The organism is Streptomyces sp. NPDC054932, from assembly GCF_053610205.1.
On sequence record NZ_JBSGXU010000068.1, the window covers coordinates 1 to 22,200 of the forward strand.

Genomic DNA, 22,200 nt, shown 5'->3' on the forward strand with positions numbered 1-22,200 from the left:
CGACCTCCGGCACGGCAATCCCGGCGGATGACCGCCTCCCCAGGAAGTGGGCTGCTGATCCTCACCGTTCGGCCCGGTCGAGGGCTCGGACTCCGCGACGGATCGGCACTCGACTTCGCCACACCCGCTCAGGCCTGTGCCCAGGCGCGCAGCAGGGCCTCCCGTGCACGCGGGGCGGGGGTGCCCTCCAGTGCGTGCTCCCGCCCCCAGGCCTCGAGGGTGCGCGGGTCCGCGGTTCCCGCCACGAAGCGGTCGAGCAGGGCCTGGGAGAGCGCGGCCTCCTCGGCGCCGTATCCGCCGGCCGCGGCCGAGTGCACCGTCAGCTGCTCCGGCCCGTCCTCCGTCTCCAGTCGCAGCGTCATCTCGGGCGGTCCGCCGCCGATGAAGGTCTCGAGCGCGGCCGAGACCATCGAGCCGATGAGCTTCGTCACGCGGCCCGTCGGGGTCTCGGTGGGCACGTCCTCGACCACGGCGGAACGCAGACCTCCCCATGTCCACGTCCGGGAGCCGTCGTCGGGGTCCAGGGCTTCCAGCCCCTCTGCGCCCAGCCGGACACCGATCCCGATGGCGTTCGGCGGGGATCCCACGTACACCGCGTCCGGGGTGACCCAGAACAGTCCGACCATGGCCGCCACGAGCCACTCCCCACTCTCGTCCCCGACACCGGCCCGCGGGCCCCGACCTCGCCCATCCATACCGCCCGTCCGGAACGGAGCGCAGCAGACACACCGAGGGCCCGCCGTGGCGCGGAGGGGCATAAATCGATGGGGCTCCGCGGCCCGATCTGCCAGCATCCTCGGATGGGTGCATTGGACGCAGTGGCCGGCAGGGTGGCCGGCGGAGCCACCGTGGAGTTCCGGCCGACCGGCTCCTCGATGGTGCCGTTGATACGCAGTCGGCAGCAGGTGGTGGTCGCACCGGTCGACCCGTCGAAACTGAAGGCCGGGGACATCGTCCTCGCCCGTGTCGCCGGGACCGTGTACCTGCACCTGGTGTCCGCCGTGGACCCGGCGCGGCGGCGGGTGCAGATCAGCAACAACCGGGGCCGGGTGAACGGCTGGACCGGCCACGACCGTGTCTTCGGCATCTGTACGGCGGTCGACGGTGTCCCGCGGGCGGGCGCCGCGGACAAAAAGCTTGAGGCGCCGGGGTCTTCGCGAGGCGGTGGCTGAGCCTTCCGGTCACCGTCCACCACGCACTTCTCGGACCGCCGGAGTTCAGGCCCTGATTCCCGCCGCGGCCTCGGCCCAACCGGCCAACCGGCCAACCGGCGGCCGTTAGGGTGAACCTGACCCTCCGTGAAGAAAGGCCTGCGGCCCACTGTGACCGGACCACGCACGCACACCCTGTTCTCCTTCGGCACGCTGATGGACGAGCGGGTCCAGACCGCCCTCTTCGGCAGGGCCGTGCCCACCTGCCCGGCATCACTGGCCGGCTACACCACCCGGCCCCTGCAGATCACCGATCCGGCGGTGATCGCCGCGAGCGGGCTGGATGTCCATCTGATCCTGGAGCGCAGGCTGGGCGCCTCGGTCGAGGGCACCGTCCTGCGGCTCACCGATCGGGAGCTCGCCGCGGCCGACGCCTACGAGGTCGACGACTACACCCGCCGACGGGTGGTCCTCTCCTCCGGGGAGAGCACCTGGGCCTACCTGGACGCCAGGGCGCTGCGCCCGGCGGAGCGCATCGTCATCGTGGGCGACAGCATCGCCTACGGACGCTGTGACCCGCAGGGAGGCTGGGCGGCCCACCTGGCGGCCGCCCACATCGCCGGTAACGAGACCGAGCGCCGGGTCTTCAACCTGGCCGTCCCGGGCAGCACCCTCACCGACGTGAGCGAGCAGACCCCCGCGCTGCTGGCCGCCCGCCGGCCCGACACGCTCCTGGTCGCCGCCGGCATCAACGACTCCGCCGTGCCGCTCGCCGGCGCACCGGCCGACGGCGCCGGACCGGTGGACGTCGCAGGCCGTCTCGACTCGCTGGCCGCCACCGCCCTGAGCCACAACGCACGACTCGTCGTCGCCGGACCGACCTGGCTCGACGAGGACCGCATCCGCGACTACGAGGGCCTGCGCTTCACCCGGGCGCGGGCACTGGACCTGCGGGAGTGTCTCCGGGCCTGGTGCGAGGCGAACCACATCGACTACCTCGACATGTGGGAGCCGCTGCGCGAGAACACCGGGCTGCTCACCGACGGCCTGCACCCCACCCCCGAAGGACACCGGGCGCTCTACCGGCACCTCGACGCGCTCAGCCGCTGACCGCCTCACCACCCTTGGTGATCTTGGCGAAGCGGCTTGTAACCCCTGGGTGGCGCCGCCCGTCACACGCCCGCAACAGGGACTTCCTACGTTGGACCGCAACGGGGTCGGCCTGCACACGGCCGCAGCGGCCCGGAGCGGTGCAGTGTCGGCCGGCGGCGCAAGGAGGTCTGCGGGTGGCGGAGGCGGAGGCGAAAGCCGCGACCGGGCAGCGGGTCCGTACGGTCTGCTCCTACTGCGGCGTCGGCTGCGGGATCGTCCTGGACATCACCACCGGCGGCGACGGGCGCCGTACGGTGGCCAGGGCGGTCGGCGACAAGCAGCACCCCGCGAACGCCGGGCGGTTGTGCACGAAGGGCGCGACGCACGCCGACATGCTGGCCGCACCCGGCCGGCTGGACACCGCGCTGGTCCGGGCGGAACGGGGCGCCGAGCCGGCCGCCACCCCGGTGGACACGGCCGTCACCGAGGCGGCCCTGCGCCTCAGGAAGATCCTCGACGCGCACGGCCCCGACGCGCTGGCGCTCTATGTCTCCGGCCAGATGTCCCTGGAGGCCCAGTACCTGGCGAACAAGCTCGCCAAGGGCTTCCTGCGGACCAATCAGATCGAATCCAACTCGCGGCTGTGCATGGCGAGCGCCGGCAGCGGCTACAAGCTCTCCCTCGGCGCCGACGGCCCGCCCGGCTCCTACGAGGACTTCGAGCACGCGGACGTCTTCTTCGTCATCGGCGCCAACATGGCCGACTGCCACCCCATCCTCTTCCTGCGGATGATGGACCGCGTCAAGGCCGCCGGATCCAGGCTCATCGTGGTCGATCCCCGGCGCAATGCCACCGCCGACAAGGCCGACCTGTTCCTGCAGATCCGGCCGGGCACCGATCTGGCCCTCCTCAACGGCCTGCTGCACCTCCTCGTCGAGGGCGGCTGGACCGACCCCGCGTTCATCGCCGAGCACACGGAGGGCTGGCAGGAGATGCCCGCCTTCCTGCAGGACTACACGCCCGCCCGGGTCGCCGGGATCACCGGCATACCGGAGGCCGACATCCGGCTGGCCGCCCGCTGGATCGGCGAGGCCGGCGAGTGGATGAGCTGCTGGACGATGGGCCTCAACCAGTCCACCCACGGCACCTGGAACACCAACGCCCTGGTCAACCTGCACCTCGCCACCGGCGCGATCTGCCGCCCCGGCAGCGGCCCCTTCTCCCTCACGGGCCAGCCCAACGCGATGGGCGGGCGGGAGATGGGTTACATGGGACCCGGCCTGCCCGGCCAGCGCTCGGTCCTGGTCGAGGAGGACCGCGACCGCATCGAGGAGCTGTGGGGCGTGCCGAAGGGCACCCTGCGCACCGACGTCGGACGCGGCACCGTCGAGATGTTCGAGAAGATGGCCGCCGGTGAGATCAGGGCGTGCTGGATCATCTGCACCAACCCGGTCGCTTCCGTCGCCAACCGCAGCACCGTCATCAAGGCCCTGGAGACCGCCGAACTCGTCATCACGCAGGACGTGTTCGCGGAGACCGAGACCAATGCCTACGCCGATGTCGCACTCCCCGCCACGCTGTGGGCCGAGGCGGACGGAGTGATGATCAACTCGGAGCGCAACCTCACCCTGGTGCAGGGGGCCGCCGACCCGCCCGGCGAGGCCCTCCCCGACTGGCAGCTGATCGCGCGGGTCGCCTGCGCGATGGGATTCGCCGAGGCGTTCACGTACACGTGCGCGGAGGAGGTGTTCGAGGAGCTCCGGCAGGCCTGGAACCCGAAGACCGGCTGGGACCTGCGCGGGGTCACGTACGAGCGGCTGCGCTCGGGCCCGGTGCAGTGGCCGGCCGCCCCGGGCGGGCCGGGCCGCAACCCGATCCGCTACCTGAACGACGGCGTCGGGCGGCCCCCGGCCGAGCGCCCGGACGGCAGCCGCCCCCGGCTGGTCTTCCCGACGGCGACGGGGCGGGCCGTCTTCTTCGCCCGCCCCCACCTGCCGGGCGGTGAACTCCCGGACGACGACTACCCGTTCGTCCTGAACACGGGCCGGCTCCAGCACCAGTGGCACACCCTGACCAGGACCGGCAAGGTCGAGAAGCTGAACAGGCTCAACCCCGGACCCTTCGTGGAGATCCACCCGCAGGACGCGGCCGCCCTCGGCATCGCGGAGGGCGACGGGGTGGAGGTGGCCTCCCGCCGGGGGCGCGCCGTGCTGCCCGCCGTCGTCACCGACCGGGTCCGGCCCGGGAACTGCTTCGCCCCCTTCCACTGGAACGACCTGTTCGGCGAGTACCTGAGCGTCAACGCCGTCACCGACGACGCCGTCGACCCGATCTCCTTCCAGCCCGGATTCAAGATGTGCGCGGTGACCTTGACCAAGACCCGGACCCCGCTCCCCGTGGCGGCCCCGGCGCCGGCCACCCCGTCCGGCGCCGGTGGCCCGGCCGGATCCCGGGCGGCGTCGGCCGCAGCCACCGCGACCCTGACCCGGCCCGGTCCGGCGACCGCGGCCCCCGCAGCGACCTCGGTGAGCGCCCTCGCTGCTCTCTTCGGGCTCGACGACCACGCACCGCCCGCCCTCGGCGACCGGGAGCGCCAGTACCTGGCCGGTTTCCTCGCCGGGCTCGCCTCCGCCCCGCCCGGCGCGGCCGTCCCCTCGCTGCCCGCCGGCGCCCCCTTCGAGGCCGCGCACGCCCTCTGGGTCGACGGTGTGCTCGCCGGCACGTACTCGCGCACGGCGGCCGCCCTGGCCGCCGCACCCCCGGCCGCTCCGGCAGCGCTGCCCGCCGCCCCCGACCGGCCGACCCGGCAGACCGTGGTCCTGTGGGCCTCGCAGACGGGGAACGCCGAGGACCTCGCCGCCACCGTCGGGGCGGCCCTGGCCGAGAGCGGCGCCCCGGCGACCGTGCACAGCATGGCCGACCGCGCACCCGCCACGCTGACGCCCGGCACCGATCTGCTGATCGTCACCAGCACCTTCGGCGACGGTGACCCGCCGGACAGCGGCGCCGCGTTCTGGGAGGCCCTCGACGCCGCCGACGCGCCCCGCCTCCAGGACGTCCGGTTCGCGGTGCTGGCCCTCGGCGACTCCACGTACGACGCCTTCTGCGGCCATGGCCGCCGGCTCGACCGGCGCCTCGAAGAACTCGGAGGCCGCCGCCTCCTGCCCCGCGTGGACTGCGAGCCCGACTACGAGGAGCCCGCGGGCCGTTGGCTGCAGCAGGTGCGCGAGGCGCTCGCGGCCGCCCCGGACCCGGAGGCCGCCGAGCGACCCCGGCCCGCGGCGGACCGGAACTCCCCCTACGTCGCCCGGCTCTCCGGCAACCGGCTGCTCAGTCTGCCCGGCGCCACCAAGGAGGTCCGCCGGTTCACCTTCGACCTGGGCGAGGACGGCCCGGCGTACGAGCCGGGGGACGCCCTCGGGGTCCAGCCGGTCAACTGCCCGGAACTGGTGACGGAATGGCTGGCCGCCACCGGCCTCTCCCCGGACACCGAGGTCGCCGTACCGGGCCGCGAGCCCATGCCCTTCGCCGAGGCGCTCCACCGGCACCTGGACATCACCCGCCTGACGCCCGACCTGCTGCGCTTCGTCACCGAGCACACCGGGGACCGCACGCTCAAGCAGCTGACGCGACCGGACAACAGGGACGGCCTCGCCCGGTGGACCTGGGGCCGCCAGCCGGTGGACGCCCTGGCCGAGTTCCCGGTACGGCTCAGCGCCCAGGAGTGGGCCGAGCGGCTGGGGAGCCTGCGGCCGCGCCTCTACTCCATCTCATCCAGCCCCCTGGTCGACCCGCGCGAGGTCAGCCTGACGGTCTCGGTCCTGCGCTACGAGGGGCCGGGCGGGCGGCACCGCAAGGGCGTGGCCTCCGCCTTCCTCGCGGACGCCGCACCCGGCACGCCGGTACCGCTCTTCGTCCAGGGCTCGGCGCACTTCCGGCCGCCCTCGGGCGCGGACACTCCGGCGATCATGGTCGGTCCGGGGACCGGCGTCGCACCGTTCATGGCCTTCCTCGAACACCGCCGTGCGCTCGGCCACCAGGGCCGCAACTGGCTGTTCTTCGGCGAGCAGCGCCGGGACACCGACTTCTACTACCGCGAGGAACTGGCCGAACTACACCGGCACGGCACGCTCACCCGGCTCGACCTGGCCTTCTCCCGGGACCAGCGGACCAAGGTCTACGTCCAGGACCGCATGCGCGAGCACGGCGCCCGGCTGTGGTCCTGGCTCCAGGACGGCGCCCACTTCTACGTGTGCGGTGACGCCAGCCGGATGGCGAAGGACGTGGACCGGGCGCTGCGCGAGATCGCGATGACGCACGGCGGCCTCGACGCCGACGAGGCCGCCGCTTACCTGAAGCAGCTCTCCGCCGCCAAGCGGTACGGCCGCGACGTCTACTGAGGACGGGCACACACCATGGGAACCTGCCGAATTGCCTTGCATATGCCATCCCCTATGGCGCATTCACCTCGTGGATGATTGACTGGTTCCACGCAGGCCGACTCGTGACGGTCGAGCGGCTCTCACCGTCATGGGGACACCGGCACAAGGGGCCCCTGCACGCCGATCGCGGTGTTCGGCACGCAGGGGCCCCTTTGCGTTCCGGCCGCACCACCCCCGCCTTCCGCCCGGCGCCCTGCCGTCTCACGGAGCGGATCACATCTGGCATATGCCATCCCGATGCGGGCATGCTTGCTCAGATGCGGCCCCAGGCATCCACACCGGCTCGAATGTAAGGACTGGCACATGGCGGTAGTCGTCGTGCAGCACGCGGACGCACAGGCTCCGACCGCCGTGCGCAGGGTGCTCGCCGAGGCGGGCCTGGCCTCCAGGACCGTCGCGCCCACGGACGATGCCGGTCCGGGCGCCGACCTCGGCGGTGTCGAGGGCCTGATCGTCCTGGGCGCCGCCGATCCGGCGCTCGTGCGCGAGGCCCTCGCCGCGGAAGTGCCCCTGCTGGCCCTCGGGCCCGGTACGCGGCTGCTCGTACGGGCGCCGGGCACCGGGGCGGGAGCCCGGCCCTCCGCCGCCGGCCTCCCGCCCGTGGAACTCACGCGGGCCGCCGGCTCCGACCCCCTGTTCGCCGGCGCCGCCCCGCCCTCCCCCGGTCTGAGACCTGCCCGCGACCCGCTGTCGCTGCCCGTCGGCGCCGTCGTACTGGCCTCCTGCGACGGGTACCCGGAGCAGGCGTTCCGGATCGGCGCCAGCGCCTGGGGCGTCCGCTTCCTGACCTCTCCCGGACTCCCTCTCGACCCCTGGGAGGAGCAGCTCCTCGGCCGGTTCGCGACCCTCGTGGCCGCCCGCGCCGGACACACCGCCACCCGGGCCCTCTTCACCCGCCGGGCCGACGCCTGGGAGGAGCGGTTCGCCCACCAGACTCCCGCCTACGAGGCCGCGATCGCCCGGCTCCGGCTGAAGCCCGGCGGGCGGGCGGTGGACCTGGGCTGCGGCACCGGTCGGGCCATGCCCGCACTGCGGGCGCAGGTCGGCCCGCGCGGCCACGTACTCGGCATCGACGTCACCCCCGCCATGCTGGCCGCCGCCGCCCGGCACGGCCGCACCCGCCACGGGCACCTCGTGTCCGCCGACTGCACCCGGCTCCCCCTGCCCGGCGCGTCCGCGGACGGCATCTTCTCCGCCGGGCTGCTCGACCACCTCCCGGACCCGGGCGCCGCCCTGCGCGAATGGGCCCGTGTCACGGCGCCCGACGGGGTCCTGCTGCTCTTCCACCCGTCGGGCCGCGCGGAGCGCGCCGCGCGGCACGGCCGCTCCCCCGACCCCGACGACCTGCTGGCCGAGGAGAACCTGCGCCGCGCACTGGAACGCACGGGCTGGCACCTGGAGGAGTACGAGGACGCCGCCGGCCACTTCCTGGCCCGTGCGGTGCCGCGCGGCTGAGCCCGCGGAGCCTGCGGAGCCACCGTCAGAGGCGGTGGATCCGGTCGATGCCGTACCAGTTCACGATGCAGGCCGCGACCCAGTCCCGCTCGTAGTCGGACGTGAAGAAGGGTTCGGCCAGGCTTCCGATGTACATCGGCCGGTAGCCGAGGTCGGTGGCACCCGCCGCCGCCTCGGCCCGGATGCGTGAGTTCTGGGCGTCCCAGGCCACCGCCCGGGTGACCGTGGCGGTGGTGAGCTGTTTGACGGTCGGGACGAGCACGGCCAGCGAGGCCAGGGCCAGTGCGGCCGCGGCCACCACGGCGGCCGGCAGAGCGACGGCCGTGGTCCCCCGGCGCGCCAGGAACCGGCGGCCCCACACCCCGAGCAGCACGCCGTAGGCGCACAGCGCCAGTTCCATCGGTACGAGATAGTTCGTCCAGGTGCGGGCGTACGTCCACCCGCTCGGGCCGTAGCCGCTGCGCAGGCCCAGCGCCACCGCGAACGATCCCAGAACCACCACGGGCACCGGGAGCAGCAGCAGGGCGACCAGCATCCTCCGCGGGACGGCCCGGCCCGGCTCCTGCTTCGCGGAGGCGGAAGTGCTCAGGCCCAGTAGGACGCCGACGGCGATCGCGCCGAGGTAGGCCCACTGGCCGGTGACGGAGTCCCACATGTGCAGCCAGTCCTCATAGGTGCCCCGGAGTTCGTCCCCGGAGAACATGGACTCCTTGGGCGGCTGCTGGGCGCGCCGCCAGCGGGCGCCGGGGGACGTGTAGAGCACGACCAGACCGCAGACCAGACCGCCGCACCAGAGCAGGCACCAGGTGAACGGGTGCCAGGTCCGCGCCAGCCCCGAACGGGGCAGGGCCAGCAGGGCGAGGGCGGCCGCGAGCACACCGCTGACGAGGGCGAACGACTCGCTGAGGGTGCCGATCGCGAACCCGATGAGGAACGCCGCGGCGAAGCCGCCCGCACGTACGGCGGCGCGGGGCTGGCGGACCGTCCAGATGGCCAGCAGCAGCGCCCACACTCCGATGACGGCGGGAATGGTGTGGGAGATCGTGGCCGGCGCCCACAGCAGTACCTGGTAGCTGCGTGTTCCGCCGTAGTAGAGCAACGCCTGGACGGCCAGGGCGCAGGCGATCAGGAACAGCACCCGGGGTCTTTCGCCGAGGTACCGGAGGAAATGGATACCGAGCAGGACCAGACCGGCCGTGAAGGCGACAACGATCAAAGTGGGCAGGATCTTCACCCCGGTGAGTCCGTCGCCGTAGATGATGCCGCTCAGGAAGGCATTGGTGACCCGGCCGTTCTGGGTCGTGTAGAAGTCGTGCGTGATGCCGAGGACGCCCAGGTCACGGGATTTCCAGGCGGCGCACCAGTCGTCCGACGTGGGCCGTACGTAGAGCCCGAGGAAGCACCCGACGGCGATCAGGGCCCCGGCCGCCGCCGTGAGGCAACCGCCCGCGCCCAGCAGCAGCCTGCGGACGAACCGGCGGCCGCTTCCCGCACCCGCTCCGGTGGATCGCGTGCGCCGCCGCCCCTCGTCGTCCTCGGTCGAAGCAGTGCTCATTCACCAGTCCTTCGCAGCGACGCACGGCCGGACCGATGGCCTGCGACCGGCGGCCGGTGACCGATGGCCGACGCCCGATGACCTGTGACCTGTGACCGCTGCGCCTGCCGGTTCCGGTCACACCAATGTGCACGGTGCGCCGTACGGCGGCATCCGGGAGCGGGCCCGCCGGGGCGGGGCCTGCGGCTGCTCGTGCCCTGCGCCCCAGGGGACTTCGCCCCCGGTGCGGCCGTTGCTCCGTACGGGGACGCGCCCCCTCCGCCGGGACCCCGGCCCCTCGGTCACCCGGGCGGCGGGCATGTCGTGGCGGGCTCCGCACCGCTGTCCCACGATGGGAATCCGGGGGCCGCGCATGCTAGCCCGACAGAAGGAGTGGCGATGGCTGCTGCCCGGCTCGTTCGATGGGCGGCCGTCACGGTGTCCGTCGCAACCGTCGCCCTTCCCGTGTGCGTCGCGGGAGGCCCGGTCGGCCGGCACTCCGAGGAGGACCGGCCGGTGTACTTCGTCCGGCCCCTCGGACACCAGAGCCACGGCGACGCCGAGGGCAGCTACGCCCCCCTGTCGATGCTCGTCGCCCCCAGCGTCGGGGTCCTCTCCAACACGACCGCCGCCGAGGGGGTCTCGTCGTCCTCCGCCGAAGGAGCGCGGTACGTCGAGCGGAGCCACGTACTGCGGCTGCTGTCCGGCCGGTGGAGGTACCTCCCCACCGGCCGGACGGCGTCGGTCGTGGCGGCCCCCGAGGATCCGGCGGCCCGTCTGCAGATCGCGGAGAGCCGCGCCTGGCTGGCCGCCGGCCTGGTCCCGGGCGACTCACCGGCCCGGCGCGCGGCCGCCGAGCGGGCCCTGCTGGCCATGCGCGCCGTGCTCCGGCCGAACGGGGCCATGGCGGCGGGATGGTCTCCGGGCTGGATGTACTCCTGGCCGCGCGACTCCGGCTTCGCCTGCGCCGCGTTCGCGCACACCGGCCACGACGCCGAGGCCTACCGGATCCTGCGGTACAGCGCCGCGACCCAGCGCAAGGACGGTACGTGGGACGCGCGGACGAAACTCGACGGGTCCGGCCCACCGGACGGCAGGAGGTGGCAGCTCGATGCCAACGGCTGGGTCCCCTGGGCCACCTGGCAGTGGTACCGGACGGCGCCTCCCCCCACCCGCCGTGCACGGCTGGCCGTCCTCTACCCGATGATCCGCAAGGCGGCCGACCGTGCGGCGGCCTCCCTGGGGGCGGACGGGCTGCCCCCGGCCTCCCCGGACTACTGGGAGGTAATGACGACCACCACGAACATCGGTACGGCGGCGCCCCTGCTGGCCGGGCTCAACGCCGCCGCGGACCTCGCCGGGGAGCTGGACCGGCCCGGGGACGCGGCACGCTGGACCGGTGCCGCCGGGCGCCTCTCCGCCGGGATCGCCAGGAGGTTCGCTCCGCTGGGCTATCAGCGCACCGTCGACGGGCAGCACGGGCGGGACAGTGCCGTGGCCTTCATGGCGCCGCCCTTCAACACGGCCCCGGCGGACCTGCCCCGGGCGCTGGACACCACGTACAAGGCGCTGCTCCTGCCCAACGGGGGTCTCACTCCCGGCAACGATCCGACGGCGCCGTGGGGCGCGAACGCCTGGACGCCCAGTACGTCGTTCTTCGCCCTCGCATGGGCCGCCACGGGGAAGACGGCGAAGGCCGGGCAGGTGCTGGACTGGGTCCTCTCCAAGCGGAACCGGCTCGGGGAGCTGCCCGAGAAGGTGGACCGGGAGGGCAGGCCCTCGTCGGTCGCGCCGCTGGCCTGGACGGGCTCGATCGTCGTTCTGGCCCTGGTGGCACTCGACGGCAGGGCGCTCCCCACGCCGCCCTCGCCGGCCGCACCGGCCGCACCGGCCTCGCGGTCTTCGCAACCGTAGGCAGTGGCTCAGACGGGGTTCGTACCGTCCCCGGGCGGCGGAGCGGTGCGCAGCCGCTCCAGTTCGGCTATGAGGCGCTGGTAGGCGAGCGTTTCCGCCTCCACCGCGCGCCGGAACGGGAGGTGGTCCGGATCGTGCCGCGCACGGGCCTCCTCGGCGGCGGCGACGCGGAGCTGCCTGGCGCGGTCCAGATCGTTCATCGCGGCCACGAGCGCGACATCGAGCAGCTTGTGGTCGAGGACCTCGGCGAAGGCCCGCTCCGTCGGCCGGGTGAGCCCGTCGAGGGTCTGCGCGCAGCTCGTGGGGGTGGCCGCAGGGCGGCAGCCCTCGTCGAGGTCGCGGGAGAGCGAACCGAGGAGCGTCTTGAGCTCCGGGTATCCCCAGGCGGGCTCGGTGTCGGTCCCGCACCCGGTCGCCAGGGCGGTGAGGGCGGCGAAAGTGGCGAGGACGGACACGGCACGCTTTCTTCCCGATCCCCCGCACCCGCGTCGGCACGAGATGAGAGGAGGGGTCATGGGAGCCCCGATCGCCCGTTGGGTCCGAGTGCGGCCGCCCTGTTCCGCGAGGTGGTCTGCCTGCCCGCCATCCTCACCCGGCCCGATCCGCCCTGCCACCCGGCGGGACCCTGCGGGTCCCGTCGGCGCAGGTCACTGCGGGGGCTGTCCCCCGGAGACTGCCGAGCCCGGGCGCCCGGCCTGCGCGAGCGTCCAGGGCTGGACCGCCCGGTGCCACGGGGAGGGGGCCCGGCTGCCGACCGACCGGGAGCCGCCCGCCGGGGCCGTCGTGATGACGTGCAGATCGGCGTCCAGGCCGAGCGCCGCGGCGACGGCCGTACCGGCCGCGCCGGCCACGCCCGCCGGGGCGCCCGTGTAGAGCATCTGGGACTCCTGCCAGGACTGCGGACCGCCGATGCCCGCCACGCCGACCGTGCCCGCGCCGGCGCGGCCCGCCAGCAGGTCGCCGGCGATGCCCACCGCGCCGTAGCCGCCCGGGCCCCCGGCCTCGGCGACCGGGGTGAACTCCGGCGCGGGCCCGCCGACGCGGGCCAGGCTCGTGACCACGGTGCCGATGGCGGGCCTGCGGAAGAACAACCGCACGCCGTCGCCCTCCGGGCGCACCGAGAGCGCGCCCGTCGTCTGCGGCAGTCCGGTCGGGAAGGGGCCGCCGAACGGGGCGCCCGGCGCCGGCTGGACCCAGGCCAGTACGGACCCGGCCGTCGCCGCGTACACGTGACGCCGCCCCGACCCGTCGGTCGCGGTGACCGGATCGCCCTGGAGACCCGCGCCGCCCAGGGCCTGCCACGCCCCGAACGGGCCGCCCGGGTCGGCCTGCGCCTTGGCGCGCAGCGTACGGCGGGAGTCGCGGACGTACACCGTCATCCGGCCCTCCGGGTCCACGGCGACGGACGGGCCGCTGATCGCCGAGGTGCCGGACCTGTCGGCGGTGTCCGGGGTGCCCAGCGACTGCCAGGGGCCGAACGGTCCGTCGACCTCGCCCTGGACGGCGTACACGACCTCCCGGCCGTACTCCTGGGGCGTCGCGCCCAGGGTGGTGCGGGTGGCGAACACGCCGATCCTGCCGTCCCAGAGCCGGACGGCCGCCGCCCCGGTGTCGATGCCGTCGCCGGACAGGAATTCGGGGCCCTGCCAGGGGGCCTGGGGGCCGCTGCGCGACCAGTACGCCATCCGGCCGTCCAGCGCGGCGAAGGCCCACAGCCGTCCGGAGACGCCCTCGGTCATCCAGGAGGTGCCGTCGCCGCGGCTGTACCGGATGGTCTGGCTCCAGCCGGCGCCGGCGGGCCGGGTCGCGGTCTTGCGGTCGCCGCAGCCGGCGGGACTGCCGCACCAGTCCTGGTGGTCCATCCAGGCGTAGGTCTTGAGGTAGCCGAGCTTCTCCTCGGCCGTCTGCGGGTCGAGCGTCGGGGGCAGCGAGCTGTTCGGGTAGCTCACGTAGTTCTGCACCGAGAAGTGGGGCCGGTCCGCGGTCTTCGCGTAGCGCTCGGCGGCGGCCTGCACGAAGCGGGCGCCGTAGATGTGGTCCTGGTGGTCGAGGAAGGCACCGCCGCGCTCGGCCCTGCCGGGGGTCGGGTCCTGCGTCCGTATCGTCGTCGGCCGGTACGCCTCGAACACGCCCGCGATGGCGGCTACGGCCTGGTCCTTGGTGTAGGAGAACCAGTGCTTGACCGGCGTCCCGGAGGTCAGCTGGGCTCCCAGGGCGGGGGTCCGGCCGTCCCACAGGCCGCGGAGGCTGTCCGGATTGTCCCCGGAGATGCTGCGGGCCTCGCGGAGCTCCATCCACACGAGATTGACCTGGGGCCTGGCGACCAGGACGTCCACCTCGGCACTGCCGCCCCCGGCGGTGGGTATGGAGCTCCGCTTCCAGGCGCTGGTGCGGTCCCCGGTGGCCATCTCCGCGTAGGCGGCCCGTATGCCGTTCTGCCGGGCCTCCGCGTAGGCGGCGTGGTCGGCGGGAGCCGCGGCGTCCTGCAGGTGCGGGCTGTGGGCCTCGTTCCTGCCGTCGGCCTCGCCGGAGGTCAGGTAGACGGTGGTGACCTTGATGCCCGTCGATATGGAGCGGCTCAGGTCGGGGTTCATGAAGAAGAGGTCGTCGTCGGGGTGCGCGACGACCTGGAGGGCGGAGCCCTCGGTCACGCTCGGGCTGAGCACCACCTCGGGGGCCGCCGCCGGGTGCCCGGTCCCCTGTCCGTAGGCCCAGGTGGTGACGCCGGCGGCGCCGGCGACTCCGACGGAGAACGCGGCGAGCAGGACCGCGAGTCGGGTGCGGCGGGCCAGGGACATGTACAGCGCCTTGGGGGTCGATCCGGTGCGGCGTTCCGCCTGGGAGGTCTGTCGGTGCCCCGATGGCTCCACTGCTTCCGGAGACGACCGGGGCCGATTATGTCCCGCACGCCGGCGCCTGACACACCCTCAAGTCGCTTATGAACGGAAAGCCAGTTGTGCTCTAAATCTGCACGATTTGCCCGATTCGTCACCCCTCGCGGGATACGCCCCTCAATCGGGCCGGAACCGGCGTATGTGCCGACCACCAGCCGGTTTGCCCGGAGCCGACCGGTCGAGGAGCACGGCGGCCCGCCCGCCATCCACCCCCTGCGAGTGGCGCATTGCACACCGCCCCACCCCGGTCCGCCCGGACGCGATCACGGACCGGCCCCGCCGCTCACCGTTCCCCCTCCCGGAGGCCGGGACCGTGAAGGAAGCCGGAGCCGGAACAGAACTCGTGCGGCTCGTCCGCCGGGAAGTCGTGGAACATCTCCGACTCCGTGTCGCCGGTGAGAAGGACCGACCGCAGGAAGCCGGAGCACGACTGGGCGTGGAACTCCCATTCCCGACCGCGCCCCTCCTTGATCAGGACCGTCCACTGCTCGGGTTCCCGGCCCGGGCGGGCCAGCCAGTACAGGCAGTCACCGTTCTCGGTCACGGCCCACGCGATGAGACGGGACCCCGCCTCCTCGAGTTCGACGGGCTTGGGCTCCCCGCCCCGCCAGAGCCGTTCCTGCGCTTCGACGCGGTCCCGGTTCTCCGTCACCAGGTCGTAGTACCTGTTCGGGCAGTCCGGCTCCAGTACCCAGATGGCGTCGTCGAAGAGGCCCCCGCCGTAGAGGTCGACGAGCTGCTTGTAGTCGCGGGGCAGCATCGTGCCGAGCTCGGCCTCGACCCGCGCCCAGTCGTGGGCCGGGGGTGCGCCCGGGGGCGGGAAGGCCTGCAGGAGGTGGGCGATGGACGGGTTCACCGCCACTCCTTCGTCGGTGAGGTTCCGGTGTCTCGAGCGGTCCAGGGTAGTGGCGCTTCCGATCGGTCCGGCGCGCGACGGGAGCCGGCGCGTCATCGTCCGGGACCGCGCCCTGTGCAAGTCCCACGGGCTCCGGGACGCCGAACCACAGGGCGGCAACGCCTGGCACGCCGACTCCGGCGCCGTCTTCTACCTGTGGTCCGACACCCTGCGACCCGACGGGTGGGCCTCGGTCGGCGGGCGGATCGACCACGCGATCCGCATCACCGTGCCCCGGACGGACCGGATCCATCTCCTGGCCCGCGCGACACGAGGCGGGCGCGGCGGCGGACTCGGTGGACACCTCGCAGCCGGCCCCGCAGGCCAGGGCCGTGGCCGAGGCGCTCAGGAAGTACGGCGCGATCGTCGCGGACAACGGCTCTGCCCGGTACATCTCCGGCGAGGAGTGCCCCCGTTGGGGCAACTCCCAGCTCGACCTGCTCAAGGGCTACAAGGGCTACAAGGGCTCGGACTCCGAGGCGGTCGGCGCGTCCGGGCTCCGGAGCCGCCACCAGCCGGTGATCCCCTGTACCGGGCCGGCCCCGGGCCGGACCTGATGTTCTGGCTCTTCGGCACCCTTTGAAGCGGGAGCCGGTGGTGGGTCCGTGCGAGCGCCCGCCGCATGCTGGTGCGCCCGCACGATGGTGGAGTCGACCGAGACGTCCCAATCAATCTCACCCGCCGCGTCCGCCGTGGCCTGGACCCGCTGGAGCAGGCACGAACGGCCGCAGCCGTTCCCACTCGGCATCACCCAGGTCACCCCGCCCCATGTCCACATCAGCGACCCAGGCGCGGAACAGTCACATGATCGGCCGGACAAGTCCGACCTAGAAGTCTGCAGCCAGCCCACCCGGACAGACGACGAGATCCCGTCCGCTCGGAAGCGCATGCGCGGGTCAGTTGTAGCCCTCAAAGCGGAACGGGGTGCTGCGTTCGGGTTCGAGGTCACCGCTCCAGCCCAGGGCGATCGGGGCTCCGCGTTGCAGGCGTTCGAGGTCAAAGCCGAGGAAGCGGTAGTGGGTGGCGTCCAGTGCGGTCACCTCCATCATGATCGTGTCGCCGACATGCAGCGTGGGCCCGAGTGCCCGGGCGGGGATGGGGGCGTCGGTTTCCACGAGGAATTCCACCGCGTCGCCCCCCTCAGGCAGCGCGGATCGGAAGTTGCGGTGCTGAGGTGGCTCGTAGCGGATCAGGCGGGCCTCGACGGCGAGCACGTTGGGTAGTTCATGGCGCACTCGGGGGGCTGGTGGTTCGAGCTCTCCGGGGTCACTCGTCACGTGGTCATGCTCCTTCAGAGTGGCTTGACGAGTTGGAGGTCGTCGAAGGAAAGGGCGCGCGGCCCCTGGCGGTTGTACTGGATGAGGATGGCCTGGATCCGGTCAAGGCGGAGCTGCGGCTCTGCGACCCGGAAGCATTCGGGGCGGAAGCGGAGTGTCTTGAGCATGGTCTTCGTCATGCTGGGCCGTTGGTAGGGGCGGGGTACGCCGCCCACCGAGTCGGAATCCACCCACGCCGTGGTCCCCTGACTGTCCTCGAGCCCGAGCAGGAATCCAGTCGAGTCGGGCGGGAGGGCGCCTTGGGCCACTTCGGCGGTGCGCAACCAGACTTCGAGGCCGCGCAGATCCATGGCCTGCAGGGCGGATCGGAAGATCGCGCCGTTCTTCTGCGGCTGCATGACCATGCCGACGCTCAGGCCGAAGAACGACTGGTTGAACGCGCCGGTCACCTGGTCGAAGGGGAATTCGTCGGCGACCATGCCGCCCGACTGGGTGGTCGGCAGGCCGAGGGAGTTGGTTCCGATGCCGTTGGCATCCTCGTGGTCGTCGACGGTGGTGGAGCCCTCGTAGGCGAAGGACTGCTGGACCAGGGCGGTGAGCGCACCCGTGGGCCGCTGTCGCCCGTCGAGGAAGACGTGTGTGGGGTGGCCGAGGAGTCGGGAGCGGAAGAGGGCCGACCCATAGACGTCGAGGATGCGCTCGTGGTCGCCCCGCGAGACCACCGGTGTGACCCCGTCGTCCAAGGCCCACTGGCGGTTGAAGTAGTTGTGGTTCGTGCTGTGCACGTACTGCTGCGACTTGTAGGGGCCCGGCTTGGCCTGGTCGTAGAACTGCGCTCCGTAGTTCTCGTCCAAGTCGCCGTCTGCGGCGGGCAGGATCGTCATGAAGGCATAGCCGTCCGGCCGGATCGTCGGCATGCCGTAGAAGTAGCGGAAGTTGGACGGCGCCAGCGCCAGCACCGCCCGGATGGTCACGCCGATCGCGGGCAGGACACTCGGTACGGTGACCACCGCGTCCCCGCCGCGGGAGTGCCCCATCAGGCCCAGGCGGGTGAAGTCAATCCGCCCGAAGAAGCGCGACGCCGGATCCGCGTCGAGGCTCTGGAAGTGGCGGATGGAGTCGATGATCAGGTCGGCCCGGGCCTCGATGTTGCCGAGACCGCCCGTGGGGCCGTTGAGGGCGTTGCAGTCGACGGAGACGGCGATGATCCCCATCCGAGCGAGGGTGTCCTGGAAGTAGTCGTAGCCGAGGTAACTGGGGTCGGAGGGAGAGTGATTGCCATGGGCCATGAACACGATCGGAGTGCGGCCCGTCCCGGCCAGGCGAGCGTTGAACGACTGCGTCGGGCCGTCATCGTCCGCCGGATAGTGGACGCTTCCGTGGACCGGGCCTGCCGTGTATTCGTCGGAACCGACCGGGAAGAGATCGAGCGCCGACGGATCGTAGGTGAAAGGCGGGTCCACGCACGCCACGGCGGTCTGGGTTGCGAGGCTGCCGGGACAGGCCGGCGGTAGCGACTGGACGACGACGACGGTGTCCCCGGCGGTGACCATCTTACTGAGCCAGACATAGGGGGCGCTGCCGAGTCCGACCTGGACGCCGTTGAGATAGACCTTGATCTGCGCTCCCGGCGCCGAACTCGTGATGGTCACGGCCTGGTCGCCCGCCTGGACCGGGCCGACACCGGGAGCCGGCAGTGCGGAGCACGGCTGGACGGTGCCGTTCCCGGGCGGGCTCGGCGGGCTGGAAGCGCACAGCTGCTGCGATGCGGAGAAGGTTTCTCCTGCGGTGAATGGGGGGCTGAGCGAGACGAATAGGGTGCCACCCCAGCACCGGTAGATGCCAACTGGCGTGCCGCCCCGTGAAAGCGAGACGCGCGCACCGTTCGCGATACCCGTGACGGGCAGTTGCTCGCCGCCTTCGTACACGGGATCGAACCCCGGCGCCGGCAAGGGATTCGGCCCCGGCTGGACGACCTGCTCCACCGAGGGCGGGCTCTCGTCGTGGCACAGCTCGAAATGAGCTCGTACGTGCTGGTTCAGACTGTAGGCGGGGTCGATGTTCACGCCTTGCTGCGGCGCGCAGCCGTCGGCCCGCCCGACCTCGGCCCCGTCGGCGGTGATCCAGACGTTCCCGCCGGCCAACAGATTGCCCACGCCGGTGCGTGAGCCGCATTCGTACACCGGCGCCGGGTTGATCTGCGGGCGCGGAGGTCCGGCCGGGTAGTCGAGGGTGTGGTCGCGCGCCGAGACGGGCGGCGACCAGTCGCTCGTCCGCCCACCCTGGCGCTGGCGGGCGCGGACCACCTGCCCGGCCGTCAGGGGTGCGGGGAGCGTGAGGGTCGCCCCGACCGGCTGGGGGAATCCGACCATTTGGCTCAGTACGACGGCCCCGGCCACCTCGATGTCGACATCCGCATGGGGGAGGAAGTCAAAGACGATGACGGTGGTGGCGCATTGGTAGGGTTCGGCCAAGCGCGGTGGCGAGAGCAGCTGAGGATCGTCTTTCAGGTTGAGTCTGTGGACGTCGACGACTTGTTGGTCCATCGATACTCCTTCGCGGGACGCCGACCCGATCGTCACACCCCGTATTGACATCGTTACTTTACGTGACTATCCATGGCTTGTCACGTACCTTCGTTCGGGCCTTCGGCGCAGGAATGGGCCCATGGCGAGCCATGACGGTGGGTCGGCGCAGGCGTGAGCCGCGGCGGGTGGGGCGGACGAGCGGGTGGGCGGGTGGCCTACCCGAGGCGGGAGCGGGCTCGGGCACGGGCCGTTGCCCGTACGGGAACTCGCGCGCGACGGTGGAGGTGTGCGCGTCGACTGCGGCGGAGCCGGCTGCTGTGCGTGCCGGGACGGGACGGACGACGTCGCCCCGCCAGCGGTGGACGAAGGGGCCGTGGCGACGGCCTTGCCGCTAGGCGGTGGGCGCGGCGAGCCGTTCGGTGAGGCTGCCGTACAGCTCGGGGCGGCGGGTGCGCATGAGGCCGAACTCCAGCCAGTCGCGGCGCTGGTCGAGGTCGAGGTCGGCGACGAGGACGGCCTCGCGGTCGCGGGGGGCGCGCAGCATGACGCGGCCGTAGGGGTCGGAGATGAAGGAGGAGCCGTAGAAGGTGGAGCGGCCCTCCGTTCCGACCCGGTTGGGCACGATGGCGAAGAGGGCGTTGGCCAGGCCGTTGGCGGTGATGGCGTGTTCCCACATGGGCCGGGTGTCGAAGTCCGGGAGGTCCACCTCGGAGCCGATGGCGGTGGGGTGGACGAGGACGTCGGCGCCCGCAAGGGAGTAGGCGCGGGCCAGCTCGGGGAACCACTCGTCCCAGCAGGTGGGGAAGCCGAAGCGGGCCCCCTCGTGGGCCACGACCGGGAAGCCGCTGTCGCCCGGGCGGAAGCACAGGTCCTCGCGGTAGCCGGGGAAGGCGGGGATGTGGTTCTTGCGGGTCCGGGCGATCAGCTTCCCGTCGGAGTCCACGCAGACGGCGGTGTTGTAGCCGAGGCCGCCGTCCTCCGCACGCTCGTAGAGGGAGGCGTGGACGGTGATGCCGAGCTCGGTGGCGAGTTCGGCGGCCAGCCGCACGGTGGGGCCGTCCTCCACGTCCTCCAGGTAGCGGGCGGCGCCGTCGGCCATGGGGTCGTCGGTGTTGCAGAAGTAGGGGCTGCGGGTGAGCTCCGGGAGGCAGACGACCTTGGCACCCTGCCCGGCGGCGAGGGCGACGCCCTCCCGGAGCCGGTCGTCGTGCTCGGCGGCATCGGCGTACCAGCGCATCTGGACGAGGCCGACGCGCAGCGGCTCGCGTTCGGCGGGCTGCGTTCGGGCCGGGGAGCCGAGCGGGGATCCGTGGGAGGTGAGGAGCGCGTACGAGGTCACGGGCGGGCTGCTTTCTGGGATCGGGGCGGGTTCTGATGCATGCATGCTGACTGAATTTTCAGTCAGCATGCGGGACGCGGAAAGGTTCGGTCAAGGGGCGACCTCCGACCGGCCTCCTGCTTCAGTTCGCGGAGGCGAGCGGGCCGTACGCGTCAGGGCAGCGGGCGGCCGGGAACGGGCAGAGCTCCAGCCGGTCACGGCGCGCGTCGAGGACGAGGTCGAGGTCGAGGTCGGCGACCATCACGTCGCGCCCGGGCGGCCTCGGCGGCGGCGATCCGCAGCGGGCACGGTCGGCGGGGGGATCCAGGGCAGGTCCGGGACGGGGAGGTGGGCGGCTTGCAGGCGGCGATCAGGCGCATGGACCTGCTCCAGGGGGGCGGAGGGAGGGGGCGGTGGTACGACGTGGCACCGGCATGGGCCGGCAGGCTGGGACCGACGATGCCGGAACGTTCCGGCATTACTCGAATGTAGACCTGCCGGAACGTTCCGGCAAGGTTCGGCCCGAAGCACTAGACTGCGCTGCGTGACCCCACCTGCCGTGACCCTGCTCGACGTCGCCCGCGCCGCCGGTGTCTCCAAGAGCACCGTCTCCGACGCGCTCCAGGGCTCGGGGCGGGTCGCGGAAGCAACGCGGGAGCGGGTCCGCGAGGTCGCGGAGGAGCTCGGCTACCGCCCCAACAGCGCCGCCCGCCGACTGCGCCGCTCCAGCACCGGAGCCATCGGCCTGCACCTGCCGCAGACCGCTACCCGGCTGGACTACTACATGAACCTGGCCTTCGGTGCCGTCGAACGCGCCCAGGAGGACGGCCTGGACGTGGTCCTGCTCGCCCCGGCCGGCGGCGCCTCCGGGCCGCTCGCCTCCCGGGTCGACGGACTGCTGGTGATCGACCCCGAGGTGGGCGACAGCGCGGTACCCGGACTGCTCGACGCGGGCGTCCCCGTGGTCACCGGGGAGCGCTACCTCGGCCCCTCCCCCGCCCCCACCGGCGCGGTCGTCTGCGACAACTCCGCATCGCTGACCACCCTGCTCGACCACGTGCGCGACCATGGCGCCCGCCGCCCGGCCCTCCTCGCGCCCGAGGGCACCTCCGCCTGGGCCGATGCCCTGCGCGCGACGGCGGCCGGCTGGGGCGCCGCGTACGGAACCGAAGTCGCCCTGCGCACGGTGCCGTTCGCGGCGACCGCGGCCGATGCGGAGGCCGCCACCCGGGGGCTGCTCGATGCCGACCCCGGGATCGACGCCGTGATCTGCGCCCCCGACGGAGCCGCTCCCGGGGCCCTGCGCGCCGCGGCCGCCCTCGGCCGCACGGTGGGCGTCGACCTGCTGGTCGCGTCCTGCGTCGACGGCGTCGCGAACCGCGGCTCGAACCCCCCCGTGACGGCGGTCGACCTGCGCCCCGCCGGGTACGGGCGGGCCTGCGCGGAACTCCTCTGCGACATCCTCGCCGGCCGCGCGAAGACCGACACCGTCCGGCACCACGCATGGATCCTGGAGACCAGGCCGTCCACCGCCGGATCCGCCGGGGCCGGGGGTCCGGCGTGACCCTTGGGAGAGCGCTCGAGGCGGTTGATCCCACACTCGACCGCGTACCGGTCGCGGTGGCCGGCCTGGTCGCACTTCGGTGGACGGCTCCCGCGGCTCCCGCGGCTCCCGCGGCTCCCGACGAAATGATCTCCAA

15 protein-coding genes and 1 pseudogene are annotated in these 22,200 nt (G+C 72.9%); 7 read left to right on the forward strand and 9 right to left on the reverse strand.

The genetic code is table 11. From position 1 onward, the window contains the following. Positions 1-128 precede the first annotated feature (128 nt). Complete coding sequence (locus ACWGE1_RS19770; protein WP_453421782.1) at positions 129-635, reverse strand: hypothetical protein; 507 nt, start codon at positions 633-635, stop codon at positions 129-131. A 165-nt stretch (positions 636-800) separates the two neighbouring features. On the opposite strand from ACWGE1_RS19770, the gene ACWGE1_RS19775 reads away from it, so the two are divergent. The 4 genes from ACWGE1_RS19775 to ACWGE1_RS19790 all read left to right on the forward strand — a co-directional run bounded on the left by ACWGE1_RS19775 (position 801) and on the right by ACWGE1_RS19790 (position 8,140). Beyond that, entirely contained in the window at positions 801-1,172 is a 372-nt protein-coding gene (locus ACWGE1_RS19775) for a S26 family signal peptidase (protein WP_453421783.1), read from the forward strand. 150 nt (positions 1,173-1,322) lie between these two features. After that, positions 1,323-2,261 (forward strand): GDSL-type esterase/lipase family protein, encoded by a 939-nt coding sequence (locus ACWGE1_RS19780; RefSeq protein WP_453421784.1) that lies wholly within the window; start codon positions 1,323-1,325, stop codon positions 2,259-2,261. A 170-nt stretch (positions 2,262-2,431) separates the two neighbouring features. Continuing rightward, complete coding sequence (locus ACWGE1_RS19785) at positions 2,432-6,643, forward strand: molybdopterin-dependent oxidoreductase (RefSeq protein WP_453421807.1); 4,212 nt, start codon at positions 2,432-2,434, stop codon at positions 6,641-6,643. A gap of 345 nt (positions 6,644-6,988) precedes the next feature. Then, positions 6,989-8,140 carry a methyltransferase domain-containing protein gene (locus tag ACWGE1_RS19790; protein ID WP_453421785.1) on the forward strand — a complete coding sequence of 384 codons (1,152 nt, stop codon included), beginning with the start codon at positions 6,989-6,991 and terminating at the stop codon, positions 8,138-8,140. Positions 8,141-8,165: 25 nt separating this feature from the next. Here the strand turns inward: ACWGE1_RS19790 and ACWGE1_RS19795 are convergent, their stop codons facing one another. Then, positions 8,166-9,695, reverse strand: a complete 1,530-nt coding sequence (locus ACWGE1_RS19795; RefSeq protein WP_453421786.1) for a DUF6056 family protein — start codon at positions 9,693-9,695, stop codon at positions 8,166-8,168. Between the two features lie 378 nt (positions 9,696-10,073). On the opposite strand from ACWGE1_RS19795, the gene ACWGE1_RS19800 reads away from it, so the two are divergent. Further along, a complete protein-coding gene (locus ACWGE1_RS19800; protein WP_453421787.1) occupies positions 10,074-11,588 on the forward strand; it encodes a hypothetical protein in 1,515 nt (504 codons plus the stop codon). Between the two features lie 8 nt (positions 11,589-11,596). Here the strand turns inward: ACWGE1_RS19800 and ACWGE1_RS19805 are convergent, their stop codons facing one another. The 3 genes from ACWGE1_RS19805 to ACWGE1_RS19815 form a co-directional block, all read right to left on the reverse strand. After that, a complete protein-coding gene (locus ACWGE1_RS19805) occupies positions 11,597-12,043 on the reverse strand; it encodes a hypothetical protein (RefSeq protein WP_453421788.1) in 447 nt (148 codons plus the stop codon). A gap of 192 nt (positions 12,044-12,235) precedes the next feature. After that, positions 12,236-14,386, reverse strand: coding sequence for a PIG-L family deacetylase (locus ACWGE1_RS19810; protein WP_453421789.1), 2,151 nt, complete (start codon positions 14,384-14,386; stop codon positions 12,236-12,238). Between the two features lie 379 nt (positions 14,387-14,765). Next, positions 14,766-15,338 (reverse strand): SMI1/KNR4 family protein, encoded by a 573-nt coding sequence (locus ACWGE1_RS19815; protein ID WP_453421790.1) that lies wholly within the window; start codon positions 15,336-15,338, stop codon positions 14,766-14,768. Between the two features lie 335 nt (positions 15,339-15,673). On the opposite strand from ACWGE1_RS19815, the gene ACWGE1_RS19820 reads away from it, so the two are divergent. Next, on the forward strand, positions 15,674-15,934 hold the full coding sequence (locus ACWGE1_RS19820; RefSeq protein ID WP_453421808.1) for a hypothetical protein: 261 nt from the start codon (positions 15,674-15,676) through the stop codon (positions 15,932-15,934). 50 nt (positions 15,935-15,984) lie between these two features. Here the strand turns inward: ACWGE1_RS19820 and ACWGE1_RS19825 are convergent. From ACWGE1_RS19825 to ACWGE1_RS19840, 4 genes and pseudogenes are all read right to left on the reverse strand, one after another. Continuing rightward, positions 15,985-16,092 (reverse strand): annotated as a pseudogene (locus ACWGE1_RS19825) (transposase); the annotation flags it as partial. A 181-nt stretch (positions 16,093-16,273) separates the two neighbouring features. After that, positions 16,274-16,591 carry a hypothetical protein gene (locus ACWGE1_RS19830; protein ID WP_453421791.1) on the reverse strand — a complete coding sequence of 106 codons (318 nt, stop codon included), beginning with the start codon at positions 16,589-16,591 and terminating at the stop codon, positions 16,274-16,276. 77 nt (positions 16,592-16,668) lie between these two features. Continuing rightward, entirely contained in the window at positions 16,669-19,200 is a 2,532-nt protein-coding gene (locus ACWGE1_RS19835) for an alpha/beta hydrolase family protein (RefSeq protein WP_453421792.1), read from the reverse strand. 373 nt (positions 19,201-19,573) lie between these two features. Beyond that, the gene (locus tag ACWGE1_RS19840; protein WP_453421793.1) at positions 19,574-20,566 is read right to left on the reverse strand and encodes a nitrilase-related carbon-nitrogen hydrolase; all 993 of its coding nucleotides are present in this window, start codon (positions 20,564-20,566) and stop codon (positions 19,574-19,576) included. A 478-nt stretch (positions 20,567-21,044) separates the two neighbouring features. Here ACWGE1_RS19840 and ACWGE1_RS19845 point away from each other — a divergent pair, with 478 nt between their 5' ends. Then, positions 21,045-22,064 (forward strand): LacI family DNA-binding transcriptional regulator, encoded by a 1,020-nt coding sequence (locus ACWGE1_RS19845; protein ID WP_453421794.1) that lies wholly within the window; start codon positions 21,045-21,047, stop codon positions 22,062-22,064. Positions 22,065-22,200 lie beyond the last annotated feature (136 nt).